General features: G+C 64.7%; 18 protein-coding genes and 1 other RNA gene. 17 read left to right on the top strand and 2 right to left on the bottom strand.

Translation table 11 applies throughout. The features are described from left to right. The 10 genes from AC3WLF_RS08675 to AC3WLF_RS08720 all read left to right on the top strand — a co-directional run bounded on the left by AC3WLF_RS08675 (position 1) and on the right by AC3WLF_RS08720 (position 11,699). On the top strand, positions 1-2,397 hold the full coding sequence (locus AC3WLF_RS08675) for an efflux RND transporter permease subunit (RefSeq protein WP_492351975.1): 2,397 nt from the start codon (positions 1-3) through the stop codon (positions 2,395-2,397). Between the two features lie 50 nt (positions 2,398-2,447). Next, positions 2,448-4,040, top strand: coding sequence for a DUF1302 family protein (locus AC3WLF_RS08680; RefSeq protein ID WP_492319055.1), 1,593 nt, complete (start codon positions 2,448-2,450; stop codon positions 4,038-4,040). A gap of 24 nt (positions 4,041-4,064) precedes the next feature. Continuing rightward, positions 4,065-5,315: a DUF1329 domain-containing protein gene (locus AC3WLF_RS08685; protein WP_492319056.1), complete on the top strand. Its 1,251-nt coding sequence runs from the start codon at positions 4,065-4,067 to the stop codon at positions 5,313-5,315. An 88-nt stretch (positions 5,316-5,403) separates the two neighbouring features. Continuing rightward, a complete protein-coding gene (locus tag AC3WLF_RS08690) occupies positions 5,404-5,862 on the top strand; it encodes a nuclear transport factor 2 family protein (RefSeq protein ID WP_492319057.1) in 459 nt (152 codons plus the stop codon). 60 nt (positions 5,863-5,922) lie between these two features. Continuing rightward, a complete protein-coding gene (locus AC3WLF_RS08695; protein ID WP_011614535.1) occupies positions 5,923-6,906 on the top strand; it encodes a LysR substrate-binding domain-containing protein in 984 nt (327 codons plus the stop codon). A 103-nt stretch (positions 6,907-7,009) separates the two neighbouring features. Then, positions 7,010-8,317 (top strand): Glu/Leu/Phe/Val family dehydrogenase, encoded by a 1,308-nt coding sequence (locus AC3WLF_RS08700; protein ID WP_492358086.1) that lies wholly within the window; start codon positions 7,010-7,012, stop codon positions 8,315-8,317. A 266-nt stretch (positions 8,318-8,583) separates the two neighbouring features. Beyond that, entirely contained in the window at positions 8,584-9,483 is a 900-nt protein-coding gene (locus AC3WLF_RS08705) for a glutamate/aspartate ABC transporter substrate-binding protein (protein WP_010813917.1), read from the top strand. A 63-nt stretch (positions 9,484-9,546) separates the two neighbouring features. Further along, positions 9,547-10,275 (top strand): amino acid ABC transporter permease, encoded by a 729-nt coding sequence (locus tag AC3WLF_RS08710; RefSeq protein WP_010813916.1) that lies wholly within the window; start codon positions 9,547-9,549, stop codon positions 10,273-10,275. 9 nt (positions 10,276-10,284) lie between these two features. Beyond that, the gene (gltK, locus tag AC3WLF_RS08715; protein ID WP_010813915.1) at positions 10,285-10,968 is read left to right on the top strand and encodes a glutamate/aspartate ABC transporter permease GltK; all 684 of its coding nucleotides are present in this window, start codon (positions 10,285-10,287) and stop codon (positions 10,966-10,968) included. Then, positions 10,965-11,699 carry an amino acid ABC transporter ATP-binding protein gene (locus AC3WLF_RS08720; RefSeq protein WP_010813914.1) on the top strand — a complete coding sequence of 245 codons (735 nt, stop codon included), beginning with the start codon at positions 10,965-10,967 and terminating at the stop codon, positions 11,697-11,699. The genes gltK and AC3WLF_RS08720 overlap by 4 nt, the downstream gene beginning before the upstream one ends. A gap of 61 nt (positions 11,700-11,760) precedes the next feature. Here AC3WLF_RS08720 and AC3WLF_RS08725 read toward each other — a convergent pair whose 3' ends face one another. Next, positions 11,761-12,591, bottom strand: a complete 831-nt coding sequence (locus tag AC3WLF_RS08725) for a class II glutamine amidotransferase (protein ID WP_010813913.1) — start codon at positions 12,589-12,591, stop codon at positions 11,761-11,763. A gap of 138 nt (positions 12,592-12,729) precedes the next feature. On the opposite strand from AC3WLF_RS08725, the gene AC3WLF_RS08730 reads away from it, so the two are divergent. From AC3WLF_RS08730 to rnpB, 5 genes are all read left to right on the top strand, one after another. Beyond that, positions 12,730-13,803, top strand: a complete 1,074-nt coding sequence (locus AC3WLF_RS08730) for a tartrate dehydrogenase (protein ID WP_492351973.1) — start codon at positions 12,730-12,732, stop codon at positions 13,801-13,803. Further along, positions 13,800-15,107 (top strand): glycerate kinase type-2 family protein, encoded by a 1,308-nt coding sequence (locus tag AC3WLF_RS08735; RefSeq protein ID WP_492358087.1) that lies wholly within the window; start codon positions 13,800-13,802, stop codon positions 15,105-15,107. The genes AC3WLF_RS08730 and AC3WLF_RS08735 overlap by 4 nt, the downstream gene beginning before the upstream one ends. Before the next feature lie 44 nt (positions 15,108-15,151). Then, positions 15,152-16,186: a dihydroorotase gene (gene pyrC / locus AC3WLF_RS08740; protein WP_492358088.1), complete on the top strand. Its 1,035-nt coding sequence runs from the start codon at positions 15,152-15,154 to the stop codon at positions 16,184-16,186. A gap of 20 nt (positions 16,187-16,206) precedes the next feature. Further along, positions 16,207-17,034 carry a DUF3025 domain-containing protein gene (locus AC3WLF_RS08745; RefSeq protein WP_492358089.1) on the top strand — a complete coding sequence of 276 codons (828 nt, stop codon included), beginning with the start codon at positions 16,207-16,209 and terminating at the stop codon, positions 17,032-17,034. Between the two features lie 34 nt (positions 17,035-17,068). Then, positions 17,069-17,409: RNase P RNA component class A (rnpB, locus tag AC3WLF_RS08750), an RNA gene on the top strand. Positions 17,410-17,463: 54 nt separating this feature from the next. On the opposite strand, the gene AC3WLF_RS08755 is transcribed toward rnpB, so the two are convergent. Next, the gene (locus tag AC3WLF_RS08755; RefSeq protein ID WP_492319063.1) at positions 17,464-17,886 is read right to left on the bottom strand and encodes an OsmC family protein; all 423 of its coding nucleotides are present in this window, start codon (positions 17,884-17,886) and stop codon (positions 17,464-17,466) included. Between the two features lie 722 nt (positions 17,887-18,608). Here AC3WLF_RS08755 and rplM point away from each other — a divergent pair. Both rplM and rpsI read left to right on the top strand, forming a co-directional pair. Beyond that, a complete protein-coding gene (gene rplM, locus AC3WLF_RS08760) occupies positions 18,609-19,037 on the top strand; it encodes a 50S ribosomal protein L13 (protein WP_010813907.1) in 429 nt (142 codons plus the stop codon). 12 nt (positions 19,038-19,049) lie between these two features. Then, positions 19,050-19,442, top strand: a complete 393-nt coding sequence (rpsI, locus tag AC3WLF_RS08765; protein WP_010813906.1) for a 30S ribosomal protein S9 — start codon at positions 19,050-19,052, stop codon at positions 19,440-19,442. Positions 19,443-19,685 lie beyond the last annotated feature (243 nt).

A 19,685-nucleotide genomic window follows, 5' to 3' on the forward strand; every position in this document is an offset into this window, starting at 1 on the left:
ATGAATACGACAGAACAGGGCAGGCTCGAACGCTTCGTCGAGTCCTGCATACGCCGGCGGGCCTACGTGACCGGCATCTTCCTGCTGGTCACGGCAGTGATGCTGGTGGCCGCGCTGCGGGTGGAGGTCAGGACGGTCTTCGAAGACCTGCTGCCGCGCAGCCATCCCTATATCCAGGTCCATGAGCAGTACAAGCAAGCGTTCGGCGGCTCGAACGTGGTCAGCCTCGTGCTCGAGGCCGAGCAGGGCGACATCTTCAACACCGCGTTCCTCACCAAGGTGAAGTCGGTCACGTCCGCCCTGCAACAGGTGGACGGGGCGAACCAGTTCCAGATCGTTTCGCTGGCATCGCGCAAGCTCAAGGAAATCCGCGGCTCGACCGAGGCCATCGATTCCAGCCCGCTGATGTGGCCCGATGTCCCGCAGGACCAGTCGGGGCTGGAGGCCCTGAAGCAGGCCGTGCTGAATAATCCCCTGGTCTATGGCGCCTATGTCTCGAAGGACCTCAAGGCTGCGCTGGTCACGGTGGATTTCTATGAAGGCGCCGCCGACTACAACAAGATCTTTCCGCAGGTGAGGGCGATCGCCGATGCCGCGCGCGGCGACGGCGTGCGGGTGCGCGTGACCGGCGAGCCCATCCTCTACGGCTGGGTCAACCACTTCCTGCCGGAGACGCTGCACATCTTCCTGCTGACGATCGGTTGCCTGGTGCTGCTGCTCTTCGTCATCGCCCGTACCTGGCGCGGCACGCTGCTGCCGCTGCTGGCGGGCCTGAGCAGTGCCATCTGGGCGCTCGGTGCCGCGCGCCTGCTGGGCTATAACCTGGATCCGCTGGTGATCGTGATCGCCTTCCTGATCACCGCGCGCGCCATCTCGCATTCGGTGCAGCTGGTGTCGCGCTTCGATGAAGAGCTTGCCGCGGGGGCGGACACCACGCGCGCGGCGGCCAAGGCCAGCATGCTGCAGCTGTTCAAGCCAGGCATGCTGGGTGTGGTGGCCGACGCGGGCTGCATGATCGTGGTGGTGCTGACGCCGATTCCGCTGATGCACAAGGTGTCAATCATCGGCACGGTGTGGGTGATGACGATCGCATTGAGTGCCTGCGTGATGACGCCGGTGCTGCTTTCGTGGGTGCACTACCCGCGCGGGTATGCCCATCGGCTGGATCTCGGACCCGGCATCGACCGCATCCTGGGCGTCTGCGTGCGCAGCGCCACCTCGCGCTGGCGCTATGCAGTGCTGGCCGGGGCGGCGGCGGTGTTTGGCGTGTCGGCGTGGTACGCGACCCGTATCCAGGTGGGAGATGCCCAGCCTGGCTCACCCATCCTCTGGCAGGACTCTGCCTACAACCGCGATGCGGCGGCCATCAACCGGCAGTTCCAGGGCGCTGACCGGCTGTACGCGGTGTTCGCGGGACACCAGCCCAACGCGGTCAAGTCGCCCGCGGTGCTGGCGAGCATGGCGGGCATGCAGCGCTACATGGCGGCCCAGCCAGAGATCGGCGGCAGCGCGTCGATCGCGGACGTGATCCCGATGGTGCGCCGCGTACTGAACGAGAACAACCCGCGCTACCAGGAGCTCGGCCGCACGGCACAGGAGAACGGCGAGCTGATGTACATGTTCGTGTCGGGTTCCGATCCCGGCGACATGGCGCGCTTCACTGATGCCCAGGCCCGGGATGCATCGGTGACGTTCTACTTCCGCGACCACCAGGGCGAGAGCATCCGCACCGCCATGGCGCGGCTCAAGGCCTACGTCGATGCCCATCCGCTGGCGGAGGGCAGCTACCGCCTGGCGGGCGGCCTGGTCGGGGTGCTGGCTGCGGTCAACGAGGTGATTCTCGCCGGCCAGATCGAAAGCATCGCGCTGGCCTTGCTGGTGTTGGTGATCTGCTGCGCGGTCGCCTACCGCTCGGTCACGGCGGGCATCTTCTTCATGGTGCCGGTGATCCTGTCCAACACCATCACCTTCAGCTACATGGCGTGGAAAGGCATCGGCATGAACCTCAGCACGCTGCCGGTGGCCGCGCTGGGTATCGGCCTCGGGGTCGACTACGCCTTCTACATCGTCGACGGCATCAAGGAAAAGATCGCCGAGGGCAAGGACCTGTCCGCGGCCACCATCGCCTCGCTGCTGGGCGCCGGCCGTGGCGTGGTCGTGACCGCGCTGACGCTGACCACCAGCGTTGTGCTGTGGTGCGCATCCTCGCTGAGGTTTCAGGCCGATATGGGCGTGTTGATGGCGATCTGGCTCTTCGTCTCGGCGCTCAGTGCCCTGTTCATCATGCCGGCGATGGTGCTGGTGTTCCGGCCGGCATTCATCGTGAAGGCGGCAGGCGAGCGAACGGCGCCCGGCGGCGGCCAGGATCTCGCCATGCGCGCAGTGCCCGAGGCCTAGCGCCTCGGCCAGTCATAAGAAATAAAAGCAAACACCAACAGGAGGAGACCGTGACATTGAATTCTTGGGGAGAGCGGCGCATGAAGTCCGGCGCCGCAGGCCTGGCGCTGATGCTGCTGGCGGCGTCGCCAAACGCGCTCGCCGCGGATGCGGAAGAGGCTGGCGCGACGGCCGCGGCCAGCGCGGAAAGCGCCGACGGCGGCGACGGTAAATCAGATGACTACAGCTTCCGCCTGGGCGGCTATGCGCGCACGTGGGCCTCTTTCAATCTGCAGAACCCGCCGGAGACCAGCCGCAATGACCGGTTTTCGCCATCCATGCTGCGCGCGGCGCTGCTGCTCAATGCCGACGCGAAAACCGGACCGGTCACATGGAAGGTGGTCGGGCGGGCCGAAGGGGAGTACAAGACGCGATACCTGAAGGACCTGGAGCAACTGAATCGGTCCAACTCGCCAGGCGGGCCGGGCAGCCGGCTGATGGACCAGTATGACCGGGCCGACCTGCGCGAGTACTACATGGAGTTCGCGCCCGTGGAGCGGGTCAACTTCCGCATCGGCAAGCAGCAGGTCGTCTGGGGCGAGACCGATTTCTTCCGCGCCCTGGATCTCGTCAATGGCTTCGATTACCGCTGGCGCTCCTTCCTCGAGCGCGAAGGCGACGAACTGCGCAAGCCGTTGTTCCTGGTCAAGGCAAAGGTCAATGTGCCGGAGGCGGACGGCAGCCTGCAATTGCTGTATCGGCCAGGCATCGACCGGAACCGGGACATCGGCAACAGCTACGATCTCTACGGCGGCCGCTGGGCGGGGCAGCCTTACAAGGGCGTCGACTTCCTGGCGCCCGGCGCGCTGAACTACAACTATCGTCACCCGGGAGCGAATGTCAGCGATCAGACCGGAGGCGTACGCTGGGAAGGGATCGCGGGACCGGTGAACTATTCGCTGGCCTACCTGAAGACATTCAACAACGACCCGGTGGTGAACTCGGCCTTCGCGCCTTCGGGTGCCGCGCCGACCGGCGCGCTCGGGGATTTCATCTTCCCCAAGATCGACCTGTTCGGCGCCACCGTCAGCGGCTATGTGCCCGCCATCGACTCCGTGCTGAGCACGGAGCTGGTCTACACGCGCAACGCGCCTTACAACATCGGCACCAGCTTCTTTGGCGGTGCCCTGCCGGGCTTTGGCGGGATCATCAAGAAGGACGTGGTCACCACTATGTTCCGGATCGACAAGAGCCTGAACCTGACGAAGCTGCTGGGCACCAGCCGGCCGTCATTCTTCTCGGTCCAGGTGTTCGACAAATGGATCCAGAACTACAAGCGGTCGGACGATATCGTCAACCTGGTGGGCTATGGCGCCGCGGCCAAGGAGCACTCCACCATCGCCACGGTGATACTGGGGCTGAATTACAGGAACGACAAGATCAATCCGCAGCTTGCCGCGGGGGTGGACCTGCAGGGCCGCGGGGGCTTCCTGATCCCGAGCGTGGAGTTCGTCTACGGCGACCACTGGCGCCTGGTGCTGGAGGCGGATCTGTTCTTTTCCAAGAACAAACGTCAGCCCGGCCAGGTGGAGGGGTCGACGCGCCTGTTCGGCACCTTTGCCAACAATAGTCAGTTCCTGGCCCGCCTGACGCGACAGTTCTGACAGTTCCAAATAAGGAGACACATCATGTATCGCATCCAGAAGACACTCGCGCTGTGCATGCTTGCCGCGCTAGGCGGCACTCTTGCCGTCGCCGCTGAACTGCCCGCCGGCACCGTGATCGACAAGGCCAACATCGACAAGGTCAAGAACGACACCTTCGACGGCCACACCATTGCGAGCCTGCTGACCGAGAAGCTTGAATGGCAGATCCGCAATACCGGCCTGACGATTCCGCTTGGCCACGCCAAGCCCGTGCAGCTCGATCCCAAGTACCTTGAGGCGACCCGCAAGAACGCGGGCAAGGCGCAGTTCGATGAAAAGACGCGCGAGGTCACGGGTTGGGAGGCCGGCATTCCCTTCCCGCAAGTCAGCCAGAACGACCCCTTTGCCGGCGACAAGCTGATCTGGAACTTCTATTACGCCTCACCGGAAGGGGACGTCATCAACAACAAGGTCACCTTCCTGATGATCAGCGGCGACAAGGGCCTGGAGTCGACGCAGGACTGGGTGTTCCAGCGCTATTACATGAAGGGACGGCTCAGCGGCGACAAGCCGGTGCTGGGGGATGGCAGCGTGCTCAGCAAGACGCTGTTCGCCGCGACCGCGCCGGAGGATATCCGCGGGCTGGGCACGTTCACCATCCGCTATGACAGCCCGAAGGTGGAAGACAGCTGGGCCTATATCAAGTCGGCCCGGCGCACGCGGCGCCTGTCCGGCGGGGCGTGGATGGACCCGGTGGGCGGGCTCGATGTGCTGAACGACGACATCTACGTCTGGAACGCCAGGCCCTCGTGGTATCCGAAGATCAAGCTGGTGGGCAAGCGCTGGATCCTGGCAATTTCGGATGCCAGGCTCGGCTACACCCCGTCGAAGAAGGGGACGCCGGACGAATGGAAGACCGTGGACCTGAAAAACGCGCCGTACTGGAACCCGGTGCAGACCTGGCAACCGCGCGAGGTGTGGGTGATCGAAGGCACGCCGCCGGGCGAGCACCCGTACGGCAAGAAGGTGGTCTATATGGACGTGAACTATCCGCGCGTCTACATGGGCGAAGCCTATGACAAGAAGGGCGAGTTCTGGAAGTTCATCAACTTCCATATGACCCCGTCAGTGGGCGAGGACGGTACCAAGTACTCTTCTTCGATCCAGGGCGACATCATCGATTTCAAGGCGCGCCACGCTTCGATCTACATGTTCCGCGGCTACAAGCTCAATGAAGCGAAGATCAAGGAAGGCGACATGACCTACAGCGCGTTGGAGTCCATCGCCAAGTAACAAGCCGACCTTCACAAGCGCGGCCCGGACCGCGCTTCTTCTGGTGCCAGGCCCGCCCGGGGGCGTGCCGGCCAAGGATTCAGGGATCATGGAAATCAAGATAATGACGGATGAACAGCGCAAGGCGGTTGCGCTGGAGTATTTCAAGCGCATGGACCGCGGCGAGAGCGTGCTCGATCTCTTTGACGAGCATGCCGAGTTCTGCTTTCCCAAATGGGGAGTGGCGCACGGCCGCGCGCAGATCGAGCAGCTGTTCGGGGACCTGATGGGAATCCTGGAGTCGGTCCGCCATGATATCGCCCATGCCAACTTCATCCAGCAGGGCGACTTGCTGGTGGTGGAGGGCACCTCGGCCGGAAGCCTCAAGAGCGGCGAGACCTGGCGCGCGGACGTCACCCACGCCGGGCGCTGGTGCGATGTGTTCGAAATCCGCGACTTCCGCATCCAGCGCTGCTATGTCTACCTGGATCCCGACTATGGCGGGCAGGATGTCGGGCGCTATCCGTGGCTGCGCCAGCGGCACGAGGGCAAGGGCGGGGCAGCGTAGTCCGCCGTGCTCCCCGGGGCCAGGTGACGGCCCCCATGCCGCGGGTGGATAATCCGCGTCATGGAAATCAAATGGCTTGAAGACTTCGTCAGCCTGGCCGAGACGCACAGCTTCTCGCGCTCGGCCGAGCTGCGCCACGTCACGCAGCCCGCGTTCTCGCGCCGCATCCAGTCGCTGGAGGCGTGGGTCGGCACCGAACTGATCGACCGCTCGAGCTACCCCACCAGCCTGACCCCGGCCGGCAAGGTGTTCTACGAGCAGGCGCTGGCCATGCTGGCGCAGGTCAGCGAGACCCGCGCGCTGATGCGCGGCCAGCGCTCGGCCAACGCCCAGGTGCTGGAGTTCGCGGTGCCGCATACGCTGTCGCTGACCTTCTTCCCGGAATGGCTCAAGGCGCTGGAGCGCAGGATCGGCACGCTGCCGTGCCGGCTGCGCGCGCTCAACGTCCACGACGCGGTGCTGATGCTGGTGGAAGGCGGCTGCGACCTGGTGATGGTCTACCACCACGCGCGCCAGGCGATCCAGCTGGATCCGGCCCGGTACGACATGCTGGTGCTTGGTACCGAGCGGCTGTCGCCCTACAGCGTGCCGGACGCTGCCGGCAAGCCGCAGTTCCGGCTGCCCGGCACCGACAAGAAGCCGGTGCCCTTCCTCAGCTACACGCCCAACGCCTTCCTCGGCCGCATGGTCGACCTGCTGCTGGCCGACACCTCCGAGGCGCTCAAGCTCGACAAATGCTACGAGACCGACATGGCCGAGGCGCTCAAGGTGATGGCGCTGGCCGGCCACGGCATGGCCTTCCTGCCCGAAAGCGCGGTGCGCGAGGACGTGGCCGCGGGCCGGCTGGTGCGGGCCGAGTCGGCGCGCGGGCTGCCGTTGTCGATCGATATGGAAATCCGCCTGTACCGCGAGCGCCCGGGCGAGAACGGCAACGAACGCCGCGCCGGCGCACGGCGCAAGCGCCAGCTGGTCGACCAGGTGTGGTCGACCTTGTCGGCGGCCCAGTCCGCCCAGCCGGCCGGCTCCCCAGTTTCCGCCAGATGACAACGTTATGCAGGTTTTGCATGACCGGATGAGCAAACGGCATTGGATTCGGGCGGGGCGCCAGCCCTAAGCTTGCGGGCATTCTTCACACCGGAACCAACCGATGTCTTCCGCAGCACCGACCAATATTGGTGGCCAAAAGCACGCACTCCCGTCTTACCTCAATGCCGACAATCTCGGCCCCTGGGGCATCTACCTGCAGCAGGTCGACCGTGTCACGCCTTACCTGGGCTCGCTGGCACGCTGGGTCGAAACCCTCAAGCGCCCCAAGCGCGCGATGATCGTCGACGTTCCCATCGAACTGGATAACGGCACCATTGCCCATTTCGAGGGCTATCGGGTGCAGCACAACCTGTCGCGCGGCCCGGGCAAGGGCGGGGTGCGCTTCCACCAGGACGTGACCCTGTCCGAGGTGATGGCGCTGTCGGCCTGGATGTCGGTGAAGAATGCCGCGGTCAACGTGCCCTACGGCGGTGCCAAGGGCGGCATCCGCGTCGATCCGCGCACGCTCTCGCACGCCGAGCTGGAACGCCTGACGCGCCGCTACACCAGCGAAATCAACATCATCATCGGGCCGAGCAAGGATATTCCGGCGCCGGACGTGAACACCAACGCCCAGGTCATGGCCTGGATGATGGACACGTACTCGATGAACTCCGGCAGCACGGCCACCGGCGTGGTGACCGGCAAGCCGATCTCGCTGGGCGGCTCGCTCGGCCGCCACGAAGCCACCGGCCGCGGCGTGTTCGTGGTCGGCTCCGAGGCCGCGCGCAATATCGGCCTGGAGATCAAGGGCGCGCGCGTGGCGGTGCAGGGCTTCGGTAACGTGGGCGCGGTGGCGGCCAAGCTGTTCCATGAGGCCGGCGCCAAGGTGGTGGCGGTGCAGGACCACCGCACCACGCTGTTCGACCCGGCCGGCCTGGACGTGCCGGCAATGATGGAATACGCCTCGCACAGCGGCACCATCGAAGGCTTCCGCGGCGAAGTCCTGCGTACCGAGCAGTTCTGGGAAGTCGACTGCGACATCCTGATCCCGGCCGCGCTGGAAGGCCAGATCACGGTGCAGAACGCGCCCAAGATCACGGCAAAGCTGGTGATTGAAGGCGCCAACGGCCCGACCACGCCGCAAGCCGACGATATCCTGCGCGAGCGCAATATCCTGGTCTGTCCCGACGTGATCGCCAACGCCGGCGGCGTGACCGTGTCCTACTTCGAATGGGTGCAGGACTTCTCCAGCTTCTTCTGGACCGAGGAGGAGATCAACCAGCGCCTGGTACGGATCATGCAAGAAGCCTTCCGGGCAATCTGGCAAGTGGCACAGGACAACAAGGTGACGCTGCGCACGGCGGCGTTTATCGTGGCCTGCACGCGGATCCTGCAGGCGCGCGAGATGCGCGGCCTGTATCCCTGATCTGGGCACGGGAAACGGGACAAGGCACTGCCATGGTGCAATGCAATAATCGTCCCGCTCCCCATGGCTCATGACCGCCAGACGCGGTCTCCGGCAAGCGCCGGAGACCGCGTTGTCGTATCCGGACGCCGTGCGCAGTGATTGCCCTAAAGTGGGGTTCTAGGAGAAAACCCAGTTGTATTGCGGCGGATGCTGCGCAATACTGTTTCACCAGTGGGGGTTTTATCTCTAGAATCCCGCTTTCTCTTCATGGTCAAGGAGATGTTATGAATTTTGCCAAGCTGGCTGCCCTGATGATTGCCGGGGGCGTGATGTGCGGGACGGCACAGGCAGCTGAACAACTGACGGGCACGCTGAAGAAGATCAAGGACACCGGCGTCATCACGCTGGGCGTGCGCGAGTCGTCGATTCCGTTCAATTACAACCTGGGCGGCGTGCGCCAGGTCGGCTATTCCTACGATATCAACATGAAGATCGTGGAAGCCATCAAGGACCAGCTGAAGCTGCCGAACCTGCAGGTCAAGGAAATCCCGATCACCTCGCAGAACCGCATCACGCTGCTGCAGAACGGCACCATCGACATCGAGTGCGGCTCCACCACCAACAACCTGGAGCGCCAGAAGCAGGTTGGGTTCACCAACTCCATCTTCATCATCGGCACGCGCATCATGGTGAAGAAGGACGCCGGCATCAAGGACTGGGCCGACCTGAAGGGCAAGAACGTCGTCACCACCGCCGGCACCACGTCGGAGCGCCTGCTGCGCAAGATGAACGACGACCAGAAGCTGGGCGTGAACATCATCAGCACCAAGGACCATGGCCAGTCGTTCCTGACGCTTGAGTCGGGGCGCGCGGTCGCGTTCATGATGGACGACGCGCTGCTGTACGGCGAGCGCGCCAAGGCCAAGAACCCGGCCGACTGGATCGTGGTGGGCAAGCCGCAATCGCGCGAGTCCTATGGCTGCATGATCCGCAAGGACGATCCGCAGTTCAAGAAGCTGTCCGATACCGTGATCTCCGGCATGATGAAGGACGGTTCGATCAACACCCTGTACACCAAGTGGTTCATGACGCCGGTGCCGCCGAAGGGCCTCAACCTGGACTTCCCGCTGTCCGAAGACATGAAGGCGTTGTTCAAGACGCCGAACGACAAGGCGCTGGACTGACCTGCCGTTGACAGCAGTGTGAAACGGAAGGCATGTCCTTCCGTTTCTTTTTGAGGACGCAACATGAACTACAACTGGCATTGGGCAGTTTTCCTCGAACAGGCCGCCCAGAACGAGACCTACCTGGACTGGATGATCTCGGGCCTGAAGGTAACGCTCGCCCTGGGACTCTCGTCCTGGGTCATCGCCCTGGTCATCGGTTCGGTGCTCGGCGTGCTGCGCACCGTGCCCAACAAGTGGCTGGCGGGCATCGCCGCCACCTATGTGGAAATCTTCCGCAACATCCCGCTGCTGGTGCAGCTGTTCATCTGGTATTTCGTCGCGCCCGAGCTGCTGCCCGGCGGCGAGGCGATCAAGCAGATGAACCCGTTCGCGCAGCAGTTCCTGGCCGCCATGCTGTGCCTGGGCACCTTCACCGCCGCGCGGGTCTGTGAGCAGGTGCGCTCGGGCATCAACTCGCTGGCGCGCGGGCAGAAGAATGCCGGCCTGGCGATGGGCTTCACGCTGCCGCAGACGTACCGCCACGTGCTGCTGCCGATGGCGTTCCGCGTGATCGTGCCGCCGCTGACTTCCGAATTCCTGAACATCTTCAAGAACTCGGCGGTGGCTTCGACCATCGGCCTGCTGGAACTGGCGGCGCAGGGCCGGCAACTGGTGGACTACACCGCGCGCCCGTATGAATCGTTCATCGCGGTCACGCTGATGTACGCGCTGATCAACGTGACGGTGATGCTGATCATGCGCTGGGTGGAAGCCCGCACGCGCGTGCCCGGCTTTATCGGCGGCAAGTAAGGGGGCGCCATGGCTTATTCCTTCGATTTCACTTCCATCACCCCTGCCACGCTCGAGGTCCTGGGCGAGGGCATGATGGTCTCGCTCAAGATCACCGTCACCGCGGTGGTGGTGGGCATCGTCTGGGGCACCATCCTGGCGATGATGCGGCTGTCGTCGTTCAGGCTGCTGAACTGGTTTGCGCAGGGGTACGTGACCATCTTCCGCTCCATCCCGCTGGTGATGGTGCTGTTGTGGTTCTTCCTGATCATTCCGCAGGTGCTGCAGAACCTGTTCAACCTGTCGCCGGCGACCGACCTGCGCATGACGTCCGCGCTGGTGGCCTTTGCGCTGTTCGAGGCCGCGTACTACTCGGAAATCATCCGCGCGGGCATCCAGAGCGTGTCGCGCGGGCAGATGTTCGCGGCGCAGGCGCTGGGCATGACCTATGGCCAGTCGATGCGGCTGGTGATCCTGCCGCAGGCGTTCCGCAACATGGTGCCGCTGCTGCTGACCCAGGGCATCATCCTGTTCCAGGATACGTCGCTGGTCTACGTCAGCGCGCTGGCCGACTTCTTCGGCCAGGCCTACGGCATCGGCGAACGTGACGGCCGCATCGTCGAGATGCTGCTGTTCGCCGGCGTGGTGTACTTCGTTATCTGCTTCTCCGCTTCGCTGCTGGTCAAGCGTTACCAGAAAAAGGTGGCTGTATGATCGAAATCAACAATGTCTCCAAGTGGTACGGCGCCTTCCAGGTGCTGACCGACTGCACCACCAAGGTCGCCAAGGGTGAAGTGGTGGTGGTGTGCGGCCCGTCCGGGTCGGGCAAGTCCACGCTGATCAAGACCGTCAACGCGCTTGAGCCGTTCCAGAAGGGCGATATCCTGGTCGACGGCACCTCGGTGGGCAATCCCAAGACCAACCTGCCCAAGCTGCGCTCGCGCGTGGGCATGGTGTTCCAGAACTTCGAACTGTTCCCGCACCTGTCGATCACCGAGAACCTGACCATCGCGCAGATGAAGGTGCTCGGCCGCTCCAAGGACGAGGCCATGGCCAAGGGCCTGAAGTACCTGGACCGCGTGGGCCTGAAGAGCCAGGCAGAGAAGTACCCGGGCCAGCTGTCGGGCGGCCAGCAGCAGCGCGTGGCGATCGCCCGTGCGCTGTCGATGGACCCGATCTGCATGCTGTTCGACGAGCCGACTTCGGCGCTGGACCCGGAGATGGTCAACGAAGTGCTGGACGTGATGGTGCAGCTGGCGCAGGAAGGCATGACCATGATGTGCGTAACCCACGAAATGGGCTTCGCGCGCAAGGTGGCCAACCGCGTGATCTTCATGGACCAGGGCAAGATCGTCGAGGACTGCGAGAAGGAGGAGTTCTTCGGCAATATCGAACACCGCTCCGAGCGCGCCAGGCAGTTCCTGTCGAAGATCCTGCATCATTGACCGGCCTCGCAGGGCAATCAAAAAGGGACGCCTCGGCGTCCCTTTTTTCGTTCCCGATGGCTCAGGTGCAGGCCGTGTTGGCCGCGTTCTTCGCCTGCACTTCCGGCGGGATCGGCACCGTCAGCGTCATGGTCGGGTGCCCGTCCTCGAACATGATCAGCTCGCCCGGGGCGAAGCGGGTCCAGGTCTCGTTGTCGGTCAGCGGCTGGGTGGCGATCACCGCCACGCGGTCGTCCGGCGTGGTGACCTGGGCGAAGTCGATCGACAGGTCGGCGTCGATCAGGTGCGCGGTCGAGAACGGCCACTGCCGCACGATGTAGTACAGGTGCGTGGAGCAGTGCGCGAACTGGGCCTGGCCGTTGCACAGCAGGTAGTTGAACACGCCATGCAGCGTGATCTCGCGGGTGATGTCGGCCAGCGCATGGCACAGCTCGTTCAGCGGCGGCTGCGAACCCGGGAAGCGCTTGCGCAGGCCCTGCATCAGCGTGCAGAAAGCCAGTTCGCTGTCGGTATCGCCCACTGGCTGGTAGACGCCGGACAGGAACGGGGTGAAGCCCTTCAGGTCGCCGTTATGGGCAAAGATCCAGTGCCGGCCCCACAGCTCGCGCATGAAAGGGTGGCAGTTCTCCAGCAGCACGGTGCCCTGCGTGGCCTTGCGGATATGCGAGATGACGTTCTTGGACTTGATCGGGTAGCGCTTGATCAGGTCCGCCACCGGCGAGGTGCCGGCGGACTGGTTGTCGATAAACAGGCGGCAGGCCTTGTCCTCGAAGAAGGCGACACCGAAGCCGTCGGCGTGATGGTCGGTCAGGCCACCGCGCGCGGCGAAGCCGGTGAAGGAGAACGTCACGTCGGTCGGCGTGGCGCAGTTCATGCCTAGCAGCTGGCACATATCGGGGCACCGGTCGGCAGCGGGCTGCCGCTTTGCAATAGAATGCAGACATTATCCCGCGCACCCGGGCCGCTGCCAAGCAGCGTCGGCCGGCCGCGCGCGGCGACCGGCCATCCTGCACGTATCTCCCCAATAACCATGCGCCAATACAAGATCGCCGTGATTCCCGGAGACGGAATCGGCACGGAAGTGATGCCCGAGGGCATCCGCGTGATGGACGCCGCGGCGCGCCGCTTCGGCATCGACTTCCAGTGGGACCACTTCGACTTTTCCAGCTGCGACTACTACGCCCGCCACGGCAAGATGCTGCCGGACGACTGGTTCGACACGCTGGTCAAGTACGACGCCATCTACTTCGGGGCGGTGGGCTGGCCTGATGCCGTGCCTGACCACGTCTCGCTGTGGGGCTCGCTGCTGCAGTTCCGGCGCTCGTTTGACCAGTATGTGAACCTGCGCCCGGTGCGGCTGATGCCCGGGATCAGGAGCCCGCTGGCCGGCCGTCAGCCTGGTGATATCGACTTTTACGTGGTGCGCGAGAATACCGAGGGCGAGTATTCCAGCATCGGCGGGCGCATGTTCCCGGGCACCGAGCGCGAGATCGTGGTGCAGGAAACCGTGATGAGCCGTACCGGCGTCGACCGCATCCTGAAGTTTGCCTTCGAACTGGCGCAGAAGCGGCCGAAGAAGCACCTGACGTCGGCGACCAAGTCCAATGGCATCTCGATCACCATGCCGTACTGGGACGAGCGCGTCGAGGCGATGGCGGCCAGCTATCCCGGCATCAAGGTCGACAAGTACCACATCGACATCCTGACCGCGCATTTCGTCCAGCATCCGGACTGGTTCGACGTGGTGGTGGCCAGCAACCTGTTCGGCGACATCCTGTCCGACCTGGGCCCGGCCTGCACCGGCACCATCGGCATCGCGCCGTCGGGCAATATCAACCCCGACCGCACCTTCCCCAGCCTGTTCGAGCCGGTGCACGGCTCGGCCCCGGATATTGCCGGGCGCGGCGTGGCCAACCCGATCGGCCAGATCTGGTGCGGCGCCATGATGCTGGAGCACCTGGGCCATGAAGCAGCCGGAGCCGCCGTGCTGGGCGCGATCGAGAAGGTGCTGGCCGCGGGCCCCGAACATGCGCCGCTGACGCGCGACATCGGCGGCAGGGCCGGCACGGCCGACCTGGGCCTGGCTATCGCGGAGGCGCTGTGAGCGCGGCGGTCACGGGCGATCCCCGCGCCTTGCTGCTGGACAGCTTCCACGCCGCGGTGGCGGCGGCCGATCCGCTGCAGATCGTGGCGCAGCACCTGCCGCCCCCCCACGTGGGCGGCCGCACACTGGTGGTGGGCGCGGGCAAGGCCGCGGCGTCGATGGCGGCGGCGGTCGAGCGTGCCTACGCCGGCAAGGCCACGCTGGAGGGGCTGGTGGTCACGCGCTACGCGCACGGGCTGCCGACCGACCATATCCGCGTGATCGAAGCCGGCCATCCGGTGCCCGATGAGGCAGGCGAGCAGGCCGCCGCCGATATCCTGGCCAGCGTGCAGTCGCTGACGCCGCAGGACCGGCTGCTGGTGCTGGTGTCGGGCGGCGGCTCCAGCCTGCTGTCGCTGCCGGCCGAAGGCATCCCGATGGCTGACCTGAAGGCCACCACCCGGGAACTGCTGCGCTGTGGCGCGCCGATCACCGAGATGAATATCGTGCGCAAGCATGTCTCGCGCATCCAGGGCGGGCGGCTGGCGCAGGCAAGCCATGCGCCGGTGACCACGCTGATCGTCTCGGACGTGGCCGGCGACGATCCCAGCGCGATCGCCTCGGGCCCGACCGTGGCCGATCCGAGCACCTTTGCCGATGCGCTGGAGATCCTGCGCCGCTGGGGCGCGCAGGTGCCGGCCAGCGTGCAGGCGCACCTGGAGCGCGGCGCCCGCGGCGAGGTGCCGGAGACGCCCAAGCCGGGCGATGCGCTGTTCGCCCGGGTCGACAACCGCATGATCGCCACCGCCCATGGCAGCTTGCAGGCGGCCGCGGCGCTGTTCCGCGAACGCGGCATCACGCCGGTGGTGCTGGGCGATACCGTGACCGGCGAAGCGCGCGAAGTGGCTCGCGTCTACGCTGCGCTGGTGCGCGAGATTCGCGCGTACAATGCGCCGTTTGCCGCGCCCGTGGCGCTGATTTCCGGAGGTGAGTGCACGGTCACTTTGCCTGCCGGCGGTGGTGCCATGAAGGCACGGGGTGGGCGCTGCTCCGAATTCCTGCTGTCGCTGGCGGTCGAACTTGACGGCATGCCCGGCGTGCATGCGATCGCGGCCGACACCGACGGCATCGACGGTTCGGAAGACAATGCCGGTGCGCTGGCCGATCCGACCACGCTGGCGCGCGCCGCGGCCGCCGGCCTGCCTGGGCTGCGCCAGCTGGACGCGCACGACGCCTGGGGCCTGTTCGATGCCATCGGCGACCTGGTGGTCACCGGCCCGACGCGCACCAATGTGAACGACTACCGCGCCATCCTGATTCTCTGATTTCGACGAACGCCAGCCGCCGCCGCGGCAGGCCCAAGCTAGCCATGACCCAGAAGCTCACCATCACCCGCCCGGACGACTGGCACCTGCACCTGCGCGACGGCGCGGCCCTGGCCGCCGTGCTGCCCGACACCGCGCGCCAGTTCGCACGCGCCATCATCATGCCCAACCTGAAGCCGCCCGTGACCACGGTGGCGCAGGCGCAGGCCTACCGTGCCCGCATCCTGGCGGCGCTGCCGGCCGGCCTGCAGTTCGAGCCGCTGATGACGCTGTACCTGACCGACAACACCACGGCCGAAGAGATTGCCGCGGCCAAGGCCAGCGGCTTCGTGCACGGCGTCAAGCTGTACCCGGCCGGCGCCACCACCAACAGCGACGCCGGCGTGACCGATATCCGCCGCTGCTACCCGGCGCTGGAAGCGATGCAGCGCGCGGGCCTGCCGCTGCTGGTGCACGGCGAGGTGACCGACCCCAGCATCGACATCTTCGATCGCGAAGCCGTCTTTATCGACCGCGTGATGACGCCGCTGCGCCGCGACATGCCCGAGCTGAAGGTGGTGTTCGAGCACATCACCACCAAGGACGCGGCCGAATACGTGCGCGACGCCAGCGGTCCGGTGGGCGCCACCATCACCGCGCACCACCTGCTCTACAACCGCAACGCCATCTTCACCGGCGGCATCCGCCCGCACTACTACTGCCTGCCGGTGCTCAAGCGCGAGACCCATCGCGAGGCCCTGGTGGCGGCCGCGGTCTCGGGCAGCCCGCGCTTTTTCCTGGGTACCGACAGCGCGCCGCACGCGCGCGGGTTGAAGGAGCACGCCTGCGGCTGCGCCGGCTGCTATACCGCGCTGCATGCGATGGAGCTGTATGCCGAGGCCTTCGACGGCGCCGGCGCGCTGGACAAGCTGGAAGCCTTTGCCAGCTTCAACGGCCCGGCCTTCTACGGCCTGCCGCGCAACACCGGCATGCTGACGCTGGAGCGCGAGGACTGGGAACTGCCGGCCGAGCTGCCCTATGGCGACACCACGCTGGTGCCGCTGCGCGGCGGCGAGACGCTGCGCTGGAAGGCCCGCTAAACCCTGCTGCGGCCTTGCCCATGCAGGTGCAAGCGGGCGACGAGCGCTTCGTCGCCGCGCTGGCCGGGATCGACTGGTCCCGGCCGTGGTTCCAGCCGTTTGCTGCGCAGGGTGCCGCGCTCGCTGCGGCGGTGCAGGGCGGCGCCGATCTGCGCGCGCTGCTAAGCGCGTATGCAGCCCAACTCCGCCTGTGCAATGCCCGCGGCCTGCCGCTGCGTTTCATCGCCCAGCATGCCTTGCCGGAAGGCAGCGCCTATGAGGCGCATATCCATGCCACCGGCGAGATCCCGACCCGCGACAATCTCCACGATTTCTTCAACGCGCTGACCTGGCTGCATTTCCCGCAGGCCAAGCGCGTGCTCAACCAGATCCAGGCCGAGGTCATCGCGCGCGATGGCGTGCAGACCACGCGCGGCGGCGTGCGCGATGCGGCGACCCTGTTCGACGAGAACGCGGTGCTGTTTGTCAGCACCGACCGGGACCTGGCGGATGCGCTCAAGGGGTTTGCGTGGCAGCGCCTGCTGGTCGAATCCAGGCCGGCGTGGGGCAGGGCCTGCACGGTGGTGCCGTTCGGCCATGCGCTACTCGAAAAACTGGTGCAGCCGTACAAGTCGGTCACTGCCCATGCATGGGTGCTGCCGCTGGCGCCGCAGCAGGCGGCAGGCCCGTCGCTGGACGCCATGCTGGCGCAATCCCTTGCCGCTGCGGCCCAGGCTGGCGCGCTGCGCGGCGGGCGCAGTTTTGCGCCGCTGCCGGTGATGGGCATTCCGGGCTGGTGCAGCGATAACGCCGAACCTGGCTTCTATGCCGATACCGCGGTATTCCGGCCGGGACGTCGCTCTGGCTGAAGGCGCCGCCAATCGGTGTTAGACTGCGGGCCGCAAAGCAGGCCAGGCAACCGCTGCCTGCACCGCAAGGTGCAGGGGGAGGAAAGTCCGGACTCCACAGGGCAGGGTGTTGGCTAACAGCCATCCACGGCAACGTGCGGAATAGGGCCACAGAGACGAGTCTTGCCGCCGGGTTCGCCCGGCGGGAAGGGTGAAACGCGGTAACCTCCACCTGGAGCAATCCCAAATAGGCAGGCGATGAAGCGGCCCGCTGAGTCTGCGGGTAGGGAGCTGGAGCCGGCTGGTAACAGCCGGCCTAGAGGAATGGTTGTCACGCACCGTTTGCCGCAAGGCGGGCGGGGCGCACAGAATCCGGCTTATCGGCCTGCTTTGCTTCTTCTTCCGGCATGACCCGGCGCCACCACGGCGTACCGGGTCTGCATCTTCCCTTCAGGCTTCGACGATTTCCATCGTGTGCGTGATCTCGGCCGTCTTGGCCAGCATGATCGACGCCGAGCAGTACTTTTCGTGCGACAGCTTGATGGCACGCTCGACCGTGGCGGGGTTGAGATTCTTGCCGGTCACCACAAAATGGAAGTTGATGCGGGTGAAGACCTTGGGGTCCTCGCCGGCGCGCTCGGCCTGCAGCTGCACGCTGCAGCCGGAGACGTCCTGGCGGCCGCGCTTGAGGATCAGCACCACGTCGTAGGCGGTGCAGCCGCCGGTGCCGAGCAGTACCATTTCCATCGGCCGCGGCGCCAGGTTATGGCCGCCGCCCTCGGGCGCACCGTCCATCGCCACGATATGGCCGCTGCCGGTCTGGGCCACGAAGCTCATGCCGTCGGCACCCATCCATGTCACTTTGCATTCCATTTTGTTCGTTCCTGTCGTTTATATTGTGTGCTTCCGATCACAAGCGCATGATCACGAATCTTGCAATTCTCAGTATATGGCATCGCCAAGCTTGGGCTGCTGACGCCCATATCCCTACGAAATCTGAGGGTTTCCTCTAGTATGACAGCTCAATGACATGCCTTGATTTTGCATAAACCATTGATTTTTAAATGAAATATCCTGCCTGGTGCGCCACGTTCTTCTTTCCGCAATACGAAATTGCATTTCGCAGTGCAAATTCCCCTTGCACTGGGGAAAACCCCATGTATAATTTGAATCATTGAACGACGGCACTGACAGCGCGCCAGAGTGCGAAAGCGAAGCTCCAGGGCAAGCCGCACCGCCCGCCAGTCCCTCCGTCGATCTCCCAGTGTCTCCTCCACCCTCCTCCTTTGGTGGATTCAAACCCAAGCTCAACCGCTTGGGTTTTTTTTCGCCCCTGCGTTCTGGTGCGCTAAGCACTGACAAGTGCGCGACGCTGCCCTGGTTTGGTCCCGCCATGGCGGCAACCTTGACGAAAAGGTCAGTCTTTGCTTGTGCGGTTCCGGCAGCCGCCAGTATAATGGAAGGCTTTCCGTCATACCCGCGGAAGAAAGAGCAGGATCAGGCCAGCCTTCACGGGCCAGCCACAAGACTTGCAGGGGCGAGCACAAGCCTTCGCGAGTCGGATTTCGGGTACGAACTAATAGTCAGGAAAAATCATGAAGACCTTTTCCGCCAAGCCTCATGAGGTAAAGCGCGACTGGTACGTGATTGACGCGACGGACAAAGTCCTCGGCCGTGTCGCCAGCGAAGTGGCACGCCGTCTGCGCGGCAAGCACAAGCCGGAATTCACTCCGCACGTCGACACGGGTGATTACATCATCATCGTCAATGCAGCCAAGCTGCGTGTCACGGGTACCAAGGAAACGGACAAGAAGTACTATCGCCATTCGGGCTACCCGGGCGGTATCTACGAAACGACGTTCGGCAAGATGCAGCAGCGTTTCCCGGGCCGTGCCCTGGAAAAGGCTGTGAAGGGCATGCTGCCGAAGGGTCCGCTGGGCTATGCGATGATCAAGAAGCTGAAGGTTTACGCCGAAGCCGAGCATCCGCATGAAGCGCAGCAGCCCAAGGCGCTGGAAATCTAAGGAGGCCAATCCATGATCGGTAACTGGAATTACGGTACTGGCCGCCGCAAGAGCGCTGTGGCTCGTGTCTTCATCAAGTCGGGCAAGGGCGACATCATCGTCAACGGCAAGCCCATCAAAGAGTATTTCGCTCGCGAAACCTCGCTGATGATCGTGCGCCAGCCCCTGGAACTGACCGCTCACGCTGAAACGTTCGACATCAAGGTCAACGTGACCGGCGGTGGCGAAACCGGCCAGGCCGGCGCAGTGCGCCACGGCATCACCCGCGCCCTGATCGACTACGATGCGACCCTGAAGTCGGCCCTGTCGAAGGCTGGCTACGTCACGCGCGATGCACGTGAAGTCGAACGTAAGAAGGTCGGCTTCCACAAGGCGCGTCGTCGCAAGCAGTTCTCGAAGCGCTGATGCGTTTTCGCGGGTCCGGTACTGCCGGATCTTGCGAGACCAAAAAACCGCACGCTGGCCGTGCGGTTTTTTTTCGCCCGCAGGGGTACGAAAATACTCTGGCCTGCCGAAAAAGCGATGGGGCAGCCATACTTTTGTGGGGTATGGGCTGCGCGCGGCTACAATCACGCCCTGTCGCCATCGGCAAGTGCTGCTTGCCGGCGCGAATGCGCCACGGCCGGAGGGGTCGGCACGAACGAGAGA

The organism is Cupriavidus sp. FW306-01-F10A, from assembly GCF_058782785.1.